Raw genomic sequence first — 13,854 nt, 5'->3', positions numbered from 1 at the left:
AGAAGGCTATTCAAATCTAATATTTGAGGTAATCCCCTGATTTTTAAATTTATTAAATTTTCAAAATATTTTTCAACTCTGCTTCTAATTTAGTGTAATCTGGCAAATGAAGTCCTCTGATTCCTTTATTTTCGGCGGCTTCAATATTTTCCTTCATATCATCAATAAATAATGTTTCTTCTGGAATTAATCCAAATTCATAAAGAAGAGTGTCATAAATTTTTTCTTCTGGCTTTAAAAGCTTGAAATAGCATGAAACTAGGCAGCCTTCAAATAATTTAAAGAAATCGTTGTGTTTAAAGACATATTCGTATGAGTCCTTGTGAAAATTTGAAAGCACATATAATTTGTATTCATAATGATCTCTTAATTTATAAAGAAGCTCAATATTTTCTTTTATAGGCTTTAACAATTCAAAAAAGTCCTTGTCAAAAAAATTATCAATTTCAGCAGCCAAATGTGGACTTCTTTCCTTAAAAATTTTCTTGGCTTCAGGATAAGTCAAAGTTCCCCTGTCAAGCATTAACCATTCCTTTGTACCAATCACATTGTCGTGAAAATCTTTTCTTTTTTCTTTTGGCAATTTTTCTTTTAAATAAGTGTCTTTGTCAAAATTTATTAAAACATTTCCTAAATCAAATACTATGTTTTTTATTTTTTTAGAATTTATATTTTCCATTTTGTTTGCACCTCCGACTACTTGTCTATCTTTTAATTAATAATTTTTCTATTTTCAACGTTTCTAATAATTGCATATTGTTTCCTAAACTTCATAATATCAAACTTTTTCCAAGTTTTTGTATAATTTTTTAAATATTTCTCAGCTTGCGGATATTCTTCACCATTAATTCTACAATCAGCAAATTTTATTCTGCCATAAAATTCTTCACAAAATTTAAAACGTCCTCAACTTTTACATCTGTACTTTCTCCAGTTTTTCTATCTTTTATTTCCACAATTCCATCAGCTGCACCTTTTCCAACAACTATTTTTAATGGGAAACCTATTAAGTCGGCATCTTTGAATTTGAATCCTGCTCTTTCATTTCTGTCATCTAGTACAGTTTCAATTTTATTTTGATTTAGTTCATTATACAATTTTTCACCTATATTTACCTGTGTTTCATCTTTCATATTGGCAATTATTACGTCAACGTGGTAAGGGGCTATTGCTTTTGGCCATATTATACCGTATTCATCGTGGTTTTGTTCGATTGCGGCTGAAATGATTCTTGACATTCCCATTCCGTAACATCCCATTTTCATAACTGCCTGTTTTCCATTTTCATCAAGAACAGTAGCATTTAGGGCTTTTGAATATTTTTCCCCAAGTTTGAAAATATGCCCAACTTCTATTCCACGTGCAATTTTTAGGACTCCTTTTCCATCAGGGGAAATATCTCCAGCTCTCGCAGTTCTGATGTCTGCAACTAAGTCGTATGCCAAATCTTCAAGATTTACGTTTATATAGTGATAATCAGCTTTATTAGCGCCTAAAGCAAAGTTTCTTACATATTTTACAGTTTCGTCAATTACAACGTATAAACCTTCTTTTTTTTCATAAGAGCCTGCATATCCAGCAACCAGTCCGAATTTTTCGCATTCTTCCTCGCTCATCATTTCAAGTTCTGTAGAAGCTCCAATTACATTTTTTAATTTTATAGGATTTACGTCTAAATCTCCACGAATTAGGGCTAGCACAAATTTTTCCCCATCTTCAAGAACTTCCTTCAGCATTACTGCCTTTACAGTTTTTTCTTTAGGGATATTCAAGAAATTAGCCAGCTCTTCAATTGTTTTTGCATTTGGAGTTTCAACTAATTCTTTTGGAAGTTTTTCTTCGTTGCTTTCCTTTAATTCAATAATACTTGTTGCTTTTTCAACGTTTGCTGCATAATCTGAAGAGTCGCTGTATAAAATATCATCTTCTCCACTTTCTGCAAGCACCATAAATTCGTGCGAAGCATCTCCTCCAATAGAACCTGTATCAGCTTCAACTGCCCTGTAATTAAGTCCCATTCTTTCAAAAATTCTTGAATAAGTGTCTTTCATGTTCAAATATTCCTCATCAAGCGACTCTTGTGTCAAATGGAAGCTGTAGCCATCCTTCATCACAAATTCCCTTCCACGCATAAGTCCAAATCTTGGACGCATTTCATCCCTAAATTTTGTCTGAATCTGATAAACGTTAAAAGGCAGTTCTTTGTATGATGAAATCGAATCTCTTACAATATCTGTAATAACCTCTTCGTGAGTAGGTCCAAGCGAAAATTCCCTTTCGTTTCTGTCTTTTAATCTCATAAGTTCAGGCCCGTAAGCAAACCAACGTCCGGATTCTTCCCAAAGTGAAGCAGGCTGCAGTACAGGCATAAGAAGTTCCTGAGCCCCAGCTCTATCCATTTCTTCCCTCGTAATATTTTCTATCTTTTTAAGAACTCTATACCCAAATGGCAAATAAGTATAAACCCCTCTCGTAAGCTGCTTAATCATAAATGCTCTAAGCATAAGCTGATGGCTCACAATTTGAGCCTCTTTTGGCGCTTCCTTATATGTTTTTAAAAATGCTTTTGATAATCTCATATTTTCTCCTTCTATATTTAATTTTTATTGTAGTGTAATGCTTATATTGTATATTTTTTTTGAATTTTTAGCAATAGTTTTTTGAATATCTTTGTGTAAATATCAAATATTTATTACAAAAAAATTAATTGGTAATTTGATATTTTTCTGTACTAGTAAGTTTTGAATTTTTATAATATTCAAATTGAGATAAATCTTTATTAACTCTGTATTCCCATATATTTTTAGGTTCTTCTAAAAATAATGAATTGTCCTTTTTGTAAATTGTAAAAGTAATCTGGTTTTTATTATTTCTTACTATTAATTTATTGTTTTCAAGAGTAAAAGTGTATTCTATTTTTTTGAAATCATTGGTAAGCGACCAGATAAATTTATTATCATTTATTTGTTTTACATAAAATGCCATATTCATTGGAATAACTACTAAAAATCCTCTATCTGTTGCATAATTTGTTATTTTGTAAGTATCTGGACTTATTAGTTTAGTGTCGCCTCCTACTATGTTTAAATTATTTTTTGATTCAGCTCTGTCAGCTTTTACATTTTTTTTATAATTGGAGTAAAAATCATTTTCATCATAACGAATCACATCGCTCGAATATTTTATTTTCCCTTTTTTATTTGTTTCATAAACTTTAAAATCCTTTTTTAACACATCAGAAAAAAATTCATAGTAGTTAATAATAGCAAGTCGTGTTGGAATAAAAGCTAAATAGTTTCCAGCATTTAACTGTGCAAAGTATGCTTCTTTGTCTTTAGAAGCATTAACAACAGTTGTAAAGGGTAAAGTTGCAGTTGACATTCGTACATTAAATTTTTCAAAATTATTGTAAGTTTGAGCATTGTCAGCACTTAAAATAACTGAAAGTAACAAAAATTGTAAAATTAAAAAAATCTTTTTTTTCATTTAAAATCCTCCATAATTTAATATCATTTTATTATTATAGCTTTATTTAAAAAGAATGTAAAGGTAGATTTTGAAATTTAAACTATTTTGAGGTATAATAAATCAAGAATGAAATAAAAAGGTGAAAAATTATGTTTTTTAAGAAAAATAAAGAAAAATTGTCAGTTGAACTGGTAGATATGGCAGTTGACACATCTGAGGTAATTAATATAAAAAATTCAAAAGTAGTTTATATAAATGGTGCAGGGAAACTTAAAGAAGTTTACAAAGAAGTTGAGGATCTAAAAAATAGTTATCTTGCTCAAATAAGATTAAATGATATTCCATTAATTCAAATAAATACAGACTATTATATTTCTACAATAGAATGTTTGCTTGCAACAGGATATGGAATAGAAAATGCAAACTGTAAAGAAATTTTAGAAATACAGGAAAAAATAAACTTGGATTTTATTTCATTGGAAGATTCTATAGAAACAATAACTCCTTTGTTAAAACTTTTAAATAATGGATTTTATATGATTGCCGATGTGGAATGTTATCCGACTGATGGGAATGGAAATTTTTTCTGGAATGTTCCTAATGATTTGGTTTTAAATCCAGCAACAGCTATGAAATGTCTGAGGGATGATGATTTTACTTATATTGGAAGACAGCCAGTATATTTATATCCAACACAGACAACGGATGCTTATAATTCTGAAAGAGTCGATTATTATATTGAAAAATTTAAAAAAATGAGCGATAACGAACCTAGAGCTATTGTGTATAATTGTGGAGAATTTATAAATTTTATAATTGATGGACATCATAAAGCCTGTGCTGCCGCTTTACTTGGAAAACCTTTAAAATGTATATTAATAAAAAAAGCTGGTTATTTTATGGAATCTGAAAAAGGTAAGTGGGTAGATAAATTGTATTTCTTTTCACTTTACGAAAAAGTAACATCTAAAAATGTTCCTAAAAAATATTTGCCGTTTAAAAAAAATGAAATGAAGATAGAAAAATTAAATGAAATAAAATTGGAAGATGGAAGAGTGAATAAACGTAAATGGGAAAATAAATATTTAGATTCTGTAGAAAATTATCCATCTCTTGAAAAATATGCAAATATTGTAAATGCTTCAATTAACTTTGAATTTAAAATAACAGATGAATTAATAAAAAAATATGTGAATATTTTTGATGAAAATAGTCAGGAAATGATGAAAAAAATTATTTATATTTTGATGTATACAGAAAGTCTGGAAAAATTACAGAAAATTGTTATAAAATATGCTAAAAATTCATTAAATCATAAAATTGATAAAGATTTAAAATTAATGATTTATAATATTTTATTTCAAATGAAGAATAATTCCGAAGTAGAGCAGATATTTATTGATTATATAGTTTATAATGAAGATAGGGATGATCCTGTTTTGGAATTGATTAATTCTTACTGGAAATAGAAAAATCATTATTAAAATATAAGTTTTAAGATTTGGAAATTTGTAAAACATGTGGTATAATTACCTTAGAAGAATAGTAAAATTATTTTAAAATTACTAAAAAAATTATAAAAAGGAGAGATTTAAAATGAAAAAACTTATTTTATTGGGATTATTGGCATTTTCAGTTTTTGGAGTAGCAGAACCTTCTAGGGATGAAAGAGGTGTGCTGTTTATGAGTGAAGAAGAATGGACAGAATTTTATAACAAAGATGGTCAGGAAGTAGCCGCTTGTGTGCCAATTGGATCTATGATTATGGAAGAAAGCTACATAAAAGATGGTAAGAAAATGACACATACTTTGGCAGAAGTACAAAAGGGTATTAAACAATTTAATGAAATGTTAGGTGAAGCTGGACTTCGTGATATCAATGGAGGAAAAGATAAAATCCATGAGTTTTACTATGCGGCAGTATGTAAAAGACCTACACAAAAGCAATATGATTTAGTAGGTTCTCCAACATTCAAAAAAACAATGGAGAGAATTTTTGAAACTCATAAAGCTATAGAAGATTAAAAAAGTAATTTTTGTGATATTTAAAATAAAAAAAGTTATAAATCTGCTTTAAGTTTATTTTATTAAGGCAGATTTTTATATTGCCTTATTATTTTTTAGATTTAAAAAGTATAAAAAAATACGGACTAAGTTAATTAAATAGTCCATATTTTAATTTATCTTAATGTAAAGCTCCGCCTACTTTTTTTATGTCTTCATTATTTTCAACAATAGCCTCAATAGCTGCAGTTAATCCCTTAACAACAGTATTTGAGTCCATTGATGGCATATTTTTTTTGTCTACAACTTGCTCAGGAAGGTATGGGATGTGAATAAATCCTGCTCTTTTATTGTTGTATTTTTTGTTTACAAGATAAAGGATACCGTATAAAACATGGTTACATACAAAAGTACCAGCAGTATAAGAAACAGAGGCAGGTATATTATATTTGTGAATGTTGTTAACCATAGCTTTAACAGGTAAATTTACAAAATAAGCATTCTCTCCATCCGGATAAATTGGTTCATCAATAGTTTGATTTCCTTCATTGTCTGGGATTCTAAAATCATCAAGATTTATTCCAATACGTTCAATAGATATGTCAAATCTTCCACCAGCCTGTCCAATTGATAATATAACATCTGGATTGTGTTCTTCGATAGCTTTTTCAATTTTTTCAATAGATTTTTTTCTTACAGTTGGTATTTCAAGTTTTATAATCTGTGCTCCTGCTATTTCATTGGGTAGTTTTTTTACTGATTCGATAGCAGGATTTACTGGTTCACCTCCAAATGGATCAAAACCTGTGACAAGAATTTTCATTTTATTTTTTCTCCTTTCAGACAATTATTTTATTCCAAATAAAAGTAGCATTAGAATAATATGAACAACAAATAATGCTAAAGCCATAGGTAGTTGTGTCTTAATAATTCCATTTTTATTTTTTATTTCAAGTATTGAAGCTGGAACAATATTAAAGTTTGCAGCCATTGGGGTTATAAGAGTTCCACAGTAACCAGCAGTCATTCCTAGTGCACCGATAACAGCAGGATTTCCTCCGTGTTTTAAAATAAATGGAATACCGATTCCAACAGTAATTACTGAAAATGCAGCAAAAGCATTTCCCATAATCATAGTAAATACAGCCATTCCGATAGCATAGATAACAATTCCGATAAATATGTTACCTTGTGGAACTACTGATGATATAATTTGAGAAATAACATCTCCAACTCCTGCTTTTGTGAAGACAACACCAAGTGCAGCAAGAAGTTGTGGTAAAAGAGCAGTTGCTCCAATTTGCATAAGTAATTTTGACGTATCGTCAGTTGTTTCACTAAATTTTGGTTTGATAATTAGCATTGCAACTAAAAGTGCTACAAGAGATCCACCACCGATACCGATTGCAGGTGGAATTGCAGTTTTTCCGATTTTAAATTGCAATATTAGAAAAGCAGCAGTACCTATTAATATTGCAGGAATAAAAATTTTGTTTTTTAATCTTTCACTTTGTGCAAGTTTAAATTGAGCAGTTACATTTTCAAAACTTCCCATTTGTAATTGTTTTGTAATAGTAATTAAAGCTAAAATGATAAGTAATCCACCAGTAACTTTATATGGAATAATTTTTCCAAAAATAAATGTAATTCCTAGAATAAACCAGAATAAGAATGTTCCAATTTTGGCTTTTTCATTTTTTAATCCTCTAATTGCAGTGGCAACACTTACAAGTCCGCAAAGAATATAAATAATTTCTGCTATATTGCTTAAAGTTTCTTTTAATGCCATTATTTATCCCCACCCTTTCCTGCTTTTATTTTTTTGTCATATATATACACTTGAATAAATGTAAATATTATAGCAACAATTCCAATTAGAGTAGAAAATAGAGCCAATTTTTCTAATGTAACATCATATCCATTTTCTTTTAAAGTTGTTTGAATTAATAAAAGTCCAGATGCACCGATAAATATGTTTTGTGCAAAAAAGTTACCATAATTTTCAATAGCGGCACTTAAACTCTTTAAATCTTCATTTTCCTTTTCAGTCAATTCCTCTTTTTTGTGAGATTTTGCTGCGGCTTCAGCCATTGGGAAAATAAGAGGACGGATAAACTGCACATGTCCACTGATTCTAATTGATAAAGCACTCGCAATTGAACGAATAACCATATAAAGTCCTAAAATTCTACCAGCAGTAGCATTTTTAAGATTTTCAATGAGTGTTGCGCTTCGTTCTCTTAACCCATATCTTTCTAAAATAGCTATAACAGGCAAACTAATCAAAAAAATGGACATAAGTCTATTGTCAACAAAAGCCTTTCCAATAATTTCAAGAATTTCTCCAAAGCTCATATGGGCAGCAAATCCAGTTCCAATTCCTGCAACAAGTACAACTGCCAGAACATCAAGTTTTAAAGTGAATCCTACTACGATAATAACAATACCTATAAGTATCCACAAGTTCATAAGTATTCCTCCTAATTTTGTATTTTCTAAGTATTGTTATAATTTTACCTTTAAAAACAAAGAAATGCAATAGCTTTGGAAAAAATGTTATTAGAAATTATTAATTTTATATATAAATTGTATTGTTTTATATAAAAATAATTGTAAGTTAAAAATTTTGTTTCAATAAATGTCCCATTTTTTCTTTCTTTACCTTTAAATAACTTTTATCCATATCATTTGCAGTAATTTCAATTTCTGTACGTCCAGCAACTTTAACTCCGTATTTTTTAAGTCCTTCAATTTTCTTTGGATTATTAGTTTTTAAGATAATAGATTGTATTCCAAGATCCTTTATAATTTGCGCTGCCACAGCGTAATCCCTTAAATCATCAGAAAATCCCAATTTATGATTTGCTTCAACAGTATCATAGCCTTCATCCTGAAGCTTGTATGCTTTTAATTTGTTCAAAATACCAATTCCACGTCCTTCTTGACGTAGATAGATTAAAAGACCTTCTCCACTTTCTTCCAGTTCATATAAGGCTCTATGAAGCTGTTCTTGACAATCGCACCGTCTTGAACCAAAAACATCACCTGTCAGGCATTCAGAGTGAAGTCTGACAGTGACATTCTCTTTATTTTTTATTTCCCCTTTCATAACTGCAATATATTCTTTATGTTCAATTTTATCACTATAACCTGCAAAAATAAAATTTCCAAATTGTGTTGGAATATCAACAACTGCTTCATTTTTAACTAATTTTTCGTTTTTTTTTATGTAAACAATCAAATCATCAATTGTAATTAATTTTAAATTATGTTTTTGGCAAAATTCAAATAAGTCATTTCGACGAGCCATTTCCCCATCTTCCCTTAAAATTTCCATAATTACGCCTATATCAGAAAATCCAGCAAGTTTAGATAATTCAACAGCGGCCTCAGTATGTCCTTTTCTTTCAAGAACGCCACCTTCACGTGCAATTAGCGGGAATATATGTCCTGGTCTTCTAAAGTCTTTTGCAGTTTTTAGAGGATTTGCCAAGTCTTTTATTGTTTTTAGTCTATCGCCTGCAGAAATCCCAGTAGTTGTACCTTCCAGCGAGTCAACTGACACTGTAAAAGCAGTTCCGTAATAATCAGTGTTGTGCTGAACCATTGGGTTTAGTTCAAGCTCTTCTGCACGTTTTTTGGACATTGGGACACACATAAGCCCACGTGCCTCATTAATTATAAAATTTAAAGTTTCATAAGTTACTGCATCAGCCGGAATTACAAAATCCCCTTCATTTTCCCTGTCCTCATCGTCAACAACCACTACTGGGATACCATTTTTTAAATCTTCAATGGCAGCTTCAATGCTGTCAAAATTCATCTTTTTTTCTGACATTTAAAATCACTTCTTTCTTCTTGTTTTATATTTTTAATTAAAATCCATGTTTTTGTAAAAATTCCATTGTTAAATTGGATTTTTTGCCTTTATTTTCTGTATTTTCAAAATTGTCAAACTTTAATATTTTTTCAACATATTTTCCAAACAAATCTGTTTCAATATTTACAAAATCTCCAGTTTTTTTCATTCCAACGGTAATATTTTCAATTGTATGTGGAATAAGTGAAACCGAGAAAATTCCAGCGTTATCGTCTACATCAATTACTGTAAGGCTCGCTCCGTCAATCGTTACACGTCCTTTTTCAACAATGTATTTCATATTATTTTTATAATTTTTATCCAGCTGGAATTCGTACACTTTTGCAATCCCTTTATCTGTGATTGATACAATTTTAGCCTCACAGTCAACATCTCCCATTACGAGATGTCCGCCTAAAAAAGTCGTAAGTGTAAGTGACTTTTCAAGATTGACAATGTCTCCAGCCTTAGCACGTTTTAAGCCGCTTCTTTCAATAGTTTCAAACATCACATCGGCAGTAAAGTCGTTTCCATTTAGTTTTGTAACAGTCAGACACACGCCATTTACAGCGATACTGTCTCCAATCTGTGCTTTTTCAGCGACTTTTTTCCCCCTTATTGTAATTTCGATACTTGCAGCTTTTTTTGCAATATCAATAATTTTTCCAGTTTCTTCAACTAAACCAGTAAACATAATTTTCTCCTGATTTTTAATTTTTTATTCTAAATGATAGTAGAAAGTTTAGGTTGTATTTATAACCAATCTACTAACTATAATTTTTTTGTAAAAATTCCATTCCAACATTTTCACCATAAACATTATATTTTACGTTTTTCAAAACGATAGATTCATTCATATTTTTTTTATCAAATCCAGCAATAAAAGATTTTCCTTCAGTATCGCCTAAAATTTTATTAGCAATAAAAATCTCCCCAGCATCAATAACATCTTCTTCAAATGCCTGTGAAATAAGTGATTGACCACCTTCCAGCAAAATTGAGTCAATTCCTAATTTTCCAATTTTTTCAAGAATTTCTTTAAAGCTGAATTTTGTACCATTTAAAAATACAAATTTAACCTTGTTATTTTCAGAAAAATCGAACTGCTTTTCAGAATTTTTATTTTTTTCTGATGTAACAATTATCGTCTTTTCATCAATATTTTCCTTAATAATATTATGAATTTTTTCAGTCTTTAAATGCGGATCAATAATTATTCTGTATGGATTTACACCGTTTTCAATTCTCGCAGTAAGGCTTGGATTGTCAGCTAAAACAGTGTTTATGCCAACCATTATTCCCATAAATTTATTTCGGTAAAATTGCACTTTTTCACGTGCAGCTTCGTTCGTAATCCATTTGGAATTGCCTGTTTTTGTAGCAATTTTTCCATCTAGAGTAATCGCACATTTTAAAAATAAATATGGTAATTTTGTCAGAATATATTTGAAAAACACTTGATTTATTGCATCACATTCGGTTTTTAAAACATTTTCAGTAACTTCAATTCCAGCATTTTTCAATATTTGTACACCTTTTCCAGTCACTTTTGGATTTGGGTCAGATGAGCCGATAACACATCTTTTTAGTCCCAAATTTACAATTTTTTCTGCACAAGGCGGTGTTTTTCCATAATGCGAGCAAGGTTCCAATGTAACATAAATCGTAGCATTTGATAAATCTTCAGAATTTTTTGAAGCTTCGCCTAAAGCGTAAACTTCGGCGTGAGCTCCTCCAAAATACTTGTGATAGCCAGTTCCAATAACTTTTCCATCTTGAACGACAACAGCTCCGACCATTGGGTTGGGATTTACTGATCCAGCACCTTTTTTTGCCAGTTCAATTGCCATTCGCATATATTTTTCATCAATATTTTCATTCATTTTATTTTCCTTTATTAAATTCACAATGCTGTCAATTAATTTATAATTTGATTTTTATTATTATTTTATGGAAATCTTACAAAAAAATATTTTTTATCCAATTTCTTTTATTAAATTAATCATTTCGATTGCGGAAAATGCAGCATCTGCCCCTTTATTTCCAGCTTTTGTTCCAGCTCTTTCAATAGCTTCTTCAATATTGTTTGTAGTTAAAACTCCAAAAATTACAGGTAATTCACTTTGTAATGAAATTTGGGCAACTCCTTTTGAAACTTCTGCACAGACATAGTCAAAGTGTGGTGTAGAACCTTTTATAACAGCTCCAAGAGTAATTATTGCATCATATTTTTGTGTATTTGCTAATTTTTTTGTAATCAATGGTATTTCAAAAGCTCCTGGAACCCAGGCAATATCAATATTTTCTTCAGAAACATCATTTCTCTTCAATACATCCAAAGCTCCGCCAACTAATTTGGAAGTAATAAACTCGTTAAATCTTCCAGCTACAATCGCTATTCTTACATCTCTTCCATCAAATTTTCCTTCAAAAGTTCTCATTTTCAAATCATCCTCTCGTTATCTGTATTTTTAATTCTCTTTAAAAACAAAAATCATAACTTATGAGTCTGGTTTCAAAGAGGTTTGACGTGCTAAAATTAAAAAATAAAATTTAAAGGCATTATTTTCTAATAAAATAAAAAAGCCAAGAACGTTATGATTCAAGGCTTTTTTAATATTTAAAAGGTAGATGATATATAATATAATTTAATTAATGCTGAATGTATCAAAATTATTCAAAATATTGCAGATAAAATACAATAAAATTGAAAAATAATTTTAAACAGCCAACAATTTCACTTCTACCATCTAGACTATAACTATCGGTACTGGAATCACACCAGTTCATGTCGTTTTCATTTTATTTAAAATAAAAACAACTCGTGGACTTTACCACCGGTCGGGAATTTCGCCCTGCCCTGAAGCTTTAAATTTATTTCTAAATTAATAATATCACTTTTTTACTATAATTACAAGTACTTTTTCAAAATAATGTAAAATTTTTTTAAAAAATCATTTTTTTTATTGACAAAAGTTAAAACATAAGGTATTATTATATAAATTAAAATAAAATGAATAAATATAAAAATATTTATATAGAATAAATTTTTTGTTAATTAAAAATAATAACATAACAGGAGGCAAAATGAGAAAAATACTGGGAATACTAATTTTTATAGTATTTATGGCTTGCAGTAACAGTAAAAGCGAAGAGTTGAAAGAAAACAGGAATGCAAATGAACAAATGGCACAAATTCAGACAAGTTCTAAAAATTCAAAAAGCTGTACAGAAGTAGGAAAATACAGTATTAACGCTGAAAGAATAGAATTGAAAAATAAAGAACTGGAAGAGATAAACTGCATTGCAAATTACAAAAATGTAAAAATTCTTGATTTACGCTGGAATAAAATAAAAGATATAAAACCGCTGGAAAACCTAAAGAAGCTGGAAGTATTGAAAATAAATTTCAATCAGATAGAAAATATAAAACCGTTATTAAATTTGCCAAATTTAAGGGAACTATGGATACATAACAATAAAATAAGCGATATTCGGGGAATTGGAAAATTAACAAAGCTGGAACATTTAGATGTAAGTTTTAATCCGTTAAAAAATGGAGTTGAGGAAATTTCTCGATTAAAAAACTTAAAAAGGCTGGAATTACGTGAAGTTCCAAAAGAAATAGTGGATTATGTATATGAAAATTATCGTAATTTTATGATTCCTGAAAAAATATTTATTGAGCAAAGATACCCGGAACTTACTGCAAAGAGGGAAAATGTAGCAAAATATCCTAATTTTTCAGAATTTGAGAACAAAATAAACGGCTTTGAAACAGTAAAAGTAAAGGAACTTTCTACAAAGGAAATTGCACTGGATAAACTTCCAAAAGAAGTTTACAAGATAGTTGATGAATATAATAAAAATTCTGAAGAAGCAGATGATAAAGTCGAAAGTGTAATATTTTTTACAAATAAGAATTATTCAATGTACACACTTATTTATCCGTATGCTTATGCTGGGCAATCAAACAGAGAGACAATTTTTGTAAAAAATGGGAAAGTAATTGGAAAAGATACAGTAGATTTGGGTTATCAATTAGAAAGTATTGACGGAGATAATCTATTTTTATCAATAGTTGCGGCAAGTGGTGCGGCAAATTATGCAATAACAGATATGAAAAGTGAGCAGATGTGGCGTGAAGAATTTAGGGATTTCGGACTAATATTACCTAAGAGAACTGGTAAAATTTTTATAACAGCTTCAAAGGAAAATGTTGTTAATGTAAGGGAAAGTTATGGTACAGACAGTTCAATAATTCATAAATTAGCAAATAATGTTGCAGTTGAGGAAATTTCAAATGAAGAAGGCTGGAAATATGTGTATTTTTATAATAAAGATGGGGGATATTATATGAAGGGGTATATACATAAGAGCCAGTTAAAATAGTTTATAAAAAGTAATTATAAATAAGAATTTTATACAATTCTCTGTTTAAATAGTAAATATTTTATAAATTTTAAATTATATATTATTAGTTTAAAACTTTTTATCGATAGTATAATTTCTGTTTTTTAATG

Annotated in this window: 13 protein-coding genes and 1 riboswitch; of the genes, 3 read left to right on the top strand and 10 right to left on the bottom strand. The window is 29.4% G+C overall.

The genetic code is table 11. From position 1 onward, the window contains the following. Positions 1–52: 52 nt before the first annotated feature. The 3 genes from ACZ5B9_RS08715 to ACZ5B9_RS08705 form a co-directional block, all read right to left on the bottom strand. Positions 53–679 (bottom strand): HAD family hydrolase, encoded by a 627-nt coding sequence (locus ACZ5B9_RS08715; protein ID WP_464422242.1) that lies wholly within the window; start codon positions 677–679, stop codon positions 53–55. A 187-nt stretch (positions 680–866) separates the two neighbouring features. Beyond that, positions 867–2,579: a proline--tRNA ligase gene (locus ACZ5B9_RS08710; RefSeq protein ID WP_464422241.1), complete on the bottom strand. Its 1,713-nt coding sequence runs from the start codon at positions 2,577–2,579 to the stop codon at positions 867–869. Between the two features lie 124 nt (positions 2,580–2,703). Further along, positions 2,704–3,486, bottom strand: coding sequence for a hypothetical protein (locus ACZ5B9_RS08705; protein ID WP_006803550.1), 783 nt, complete (start codon positions 3,484–3,486; stop codon positions 2,704–2,706). Between the two features lie 131 nt (positions 3,487–3,617). Here ACZ5B9_RS08705 and ACZ5B9_RS08700 point away from each other — a divergent pair, with 131 nt between their 5' ends. Together ACZ5B9_RS08700 and ACZ5B9_RS08695 are read left to right on the top strand one after the other, a co-directional pair. Further along, entirely contained in the window at positions 3,618–4,937 is a 1,320-nt protein-coding gene (locus tag ACZ5B9_RS08700) for a hypothetical protein (protein ID WP_464422240.1), read from the top strand. Between the two features lie 127 nt (positions 4,938–5,064). Continuing rightward, positions 5,065–5,493, top strand: coding sequence for a hypothetical protein (locus ACZ5B9_RS08695; RefSeq protein WP_464422239.1), 429 nt, complete (start codon positions 5,065–5,067; stop codon positions 5,491–5,493). Between the two features lie 160 nt (positions 5,494–5,653). Here the strand turns inward: ACZ5B9_RS08695 and pcp are convergent, their stop codons facing one another. From pcp to ribH, 7 genes are all read right to left on the bottom strand, one after another. Further along, a complete protein-coding gene (pcp, locus tag ACZ5B9_RS08690; RefSeq protein WP_071125134.1) occupies positions 5,654–6,295 on the bottom strand; it encodes a pyroglutamyl-peptidase I in 642 nt (213 codons plus the stop codon). Between the two features lie 24 nt (positions 6,296–6,319). Further along, positions 6,320–7,261 carry a DUF979 domain-containing protein gene (locus ACZ5B9_RS08685; RefSeq protein WP_455036550.1) on the bottom strand — a complete coding sequence of 314 codons (942 nt, stop codon included), beginning with the start codon at positions 7,259–7,261 and terminating at the stop codon, positions 6,320–6,322. Further along, complete coding sequence (locus ACZ5B9_RS08680; RefSeq protein ID WP_455036549.1) at positions 7,261–7,941, bottom strand: DUF969 domain-containing protein; 681 nt, start codon at positions 7,939–7,941, stop codon at positions 7,261–7,263. Before ACZ5B9_RS08680 ends, ACZ5B9_RS08685 begins: the two co-directional genes overlap by 1 nt. A gap of 148 nt (positions 7,942–8,089) precedes the next feature. Beyond that, on the bottom strand, positions 8,090–9,310 hold the full coding sequence (locus ACZ5B9_RS08675) for a bifunctional 3,4-dihydroxy-2-butanone-4-phosphate synthase/GTP cyclohydrolase II (RefSeq protein ID WP_464422238.1): 1,221 nt from the start codon (positions 9,308–9,310) through the stop codon (positions 8,090–8,092). Between the two features lie 37 nt (positions 9,311–9,347). Further along, positions 9,348–10,025: a riboflavin synthase gene (locus ACZ5B9_RS08670; protein WP_464422237.1), complete on the bottom strand. Its 678-nt coding sequence runs from the start codon at positions 10,023–10,025 to the stop codon at positions 9,348–9,350. A 73-nt stretch (positions 10,026–10,098) separates the two neighbouring features. Beyond that, complete coding sequence (gene ribD, locus ACZ5B9_RS08665; RefSeq protein ID WP_464422236.1) at positions 10,099–11,214, bottom strand: bifunctional diaminohydroxyphosphoribosylaminopyrimidine deaminase/5-amino-6-(5-phosphoribosylamino)uracil reductase RibD; 1,116 nt, start codon at positions 11,212–11,214, stop codon at positions 10,099–10,101. Between the two features lie 93 nt (positions 11,215–11,307). Next, positions 11,308–11,772 (bottom strand): 6,7-dimethyl-8-ribityllumazine synthase, encoded by a 465-nt coding sequence (gene ribH / locus ACZ5B9_RS08660; RefSeq protein WP_464422235.1) that lies wholly within the window; start codon positions 11,770–11,772, stop codon positions 11,308–11,310. Positions 11,773–12,065: 293 nt separating this feature from the next. Beyond that, a riboswitch (FMN riboswitch) is annotated at positions 12,066–12,203 on the bottom strand. A gap of 215 nt (positions 12,204–12,418) precedes the next feature. Between ribH and ACZ5B9_RS08655 the strand changes: the two genes are divergently transcribed. Beyond that, positions 12,419–13,723: a leucine-rich repeat domain-containing protein gene (locus ACZ5B9_RS08655; RefSeq protein ID WP_464422234.1), complete on the top strand. Its 1,305-nt coding sequence runs from the start codon at positions 12,419–12,421 to the stop codon at positions 13,721–13,723. The last annotated feature ends 131 nt before the right edge of the window (positions 13,724–13,854 follow it).

Source organism: Leptotrichia sp. SK-5 (assembly GCF_055387215.1).
This window is presented reverse-complemented; position numbering and strand designations above follow the sequence as displayed.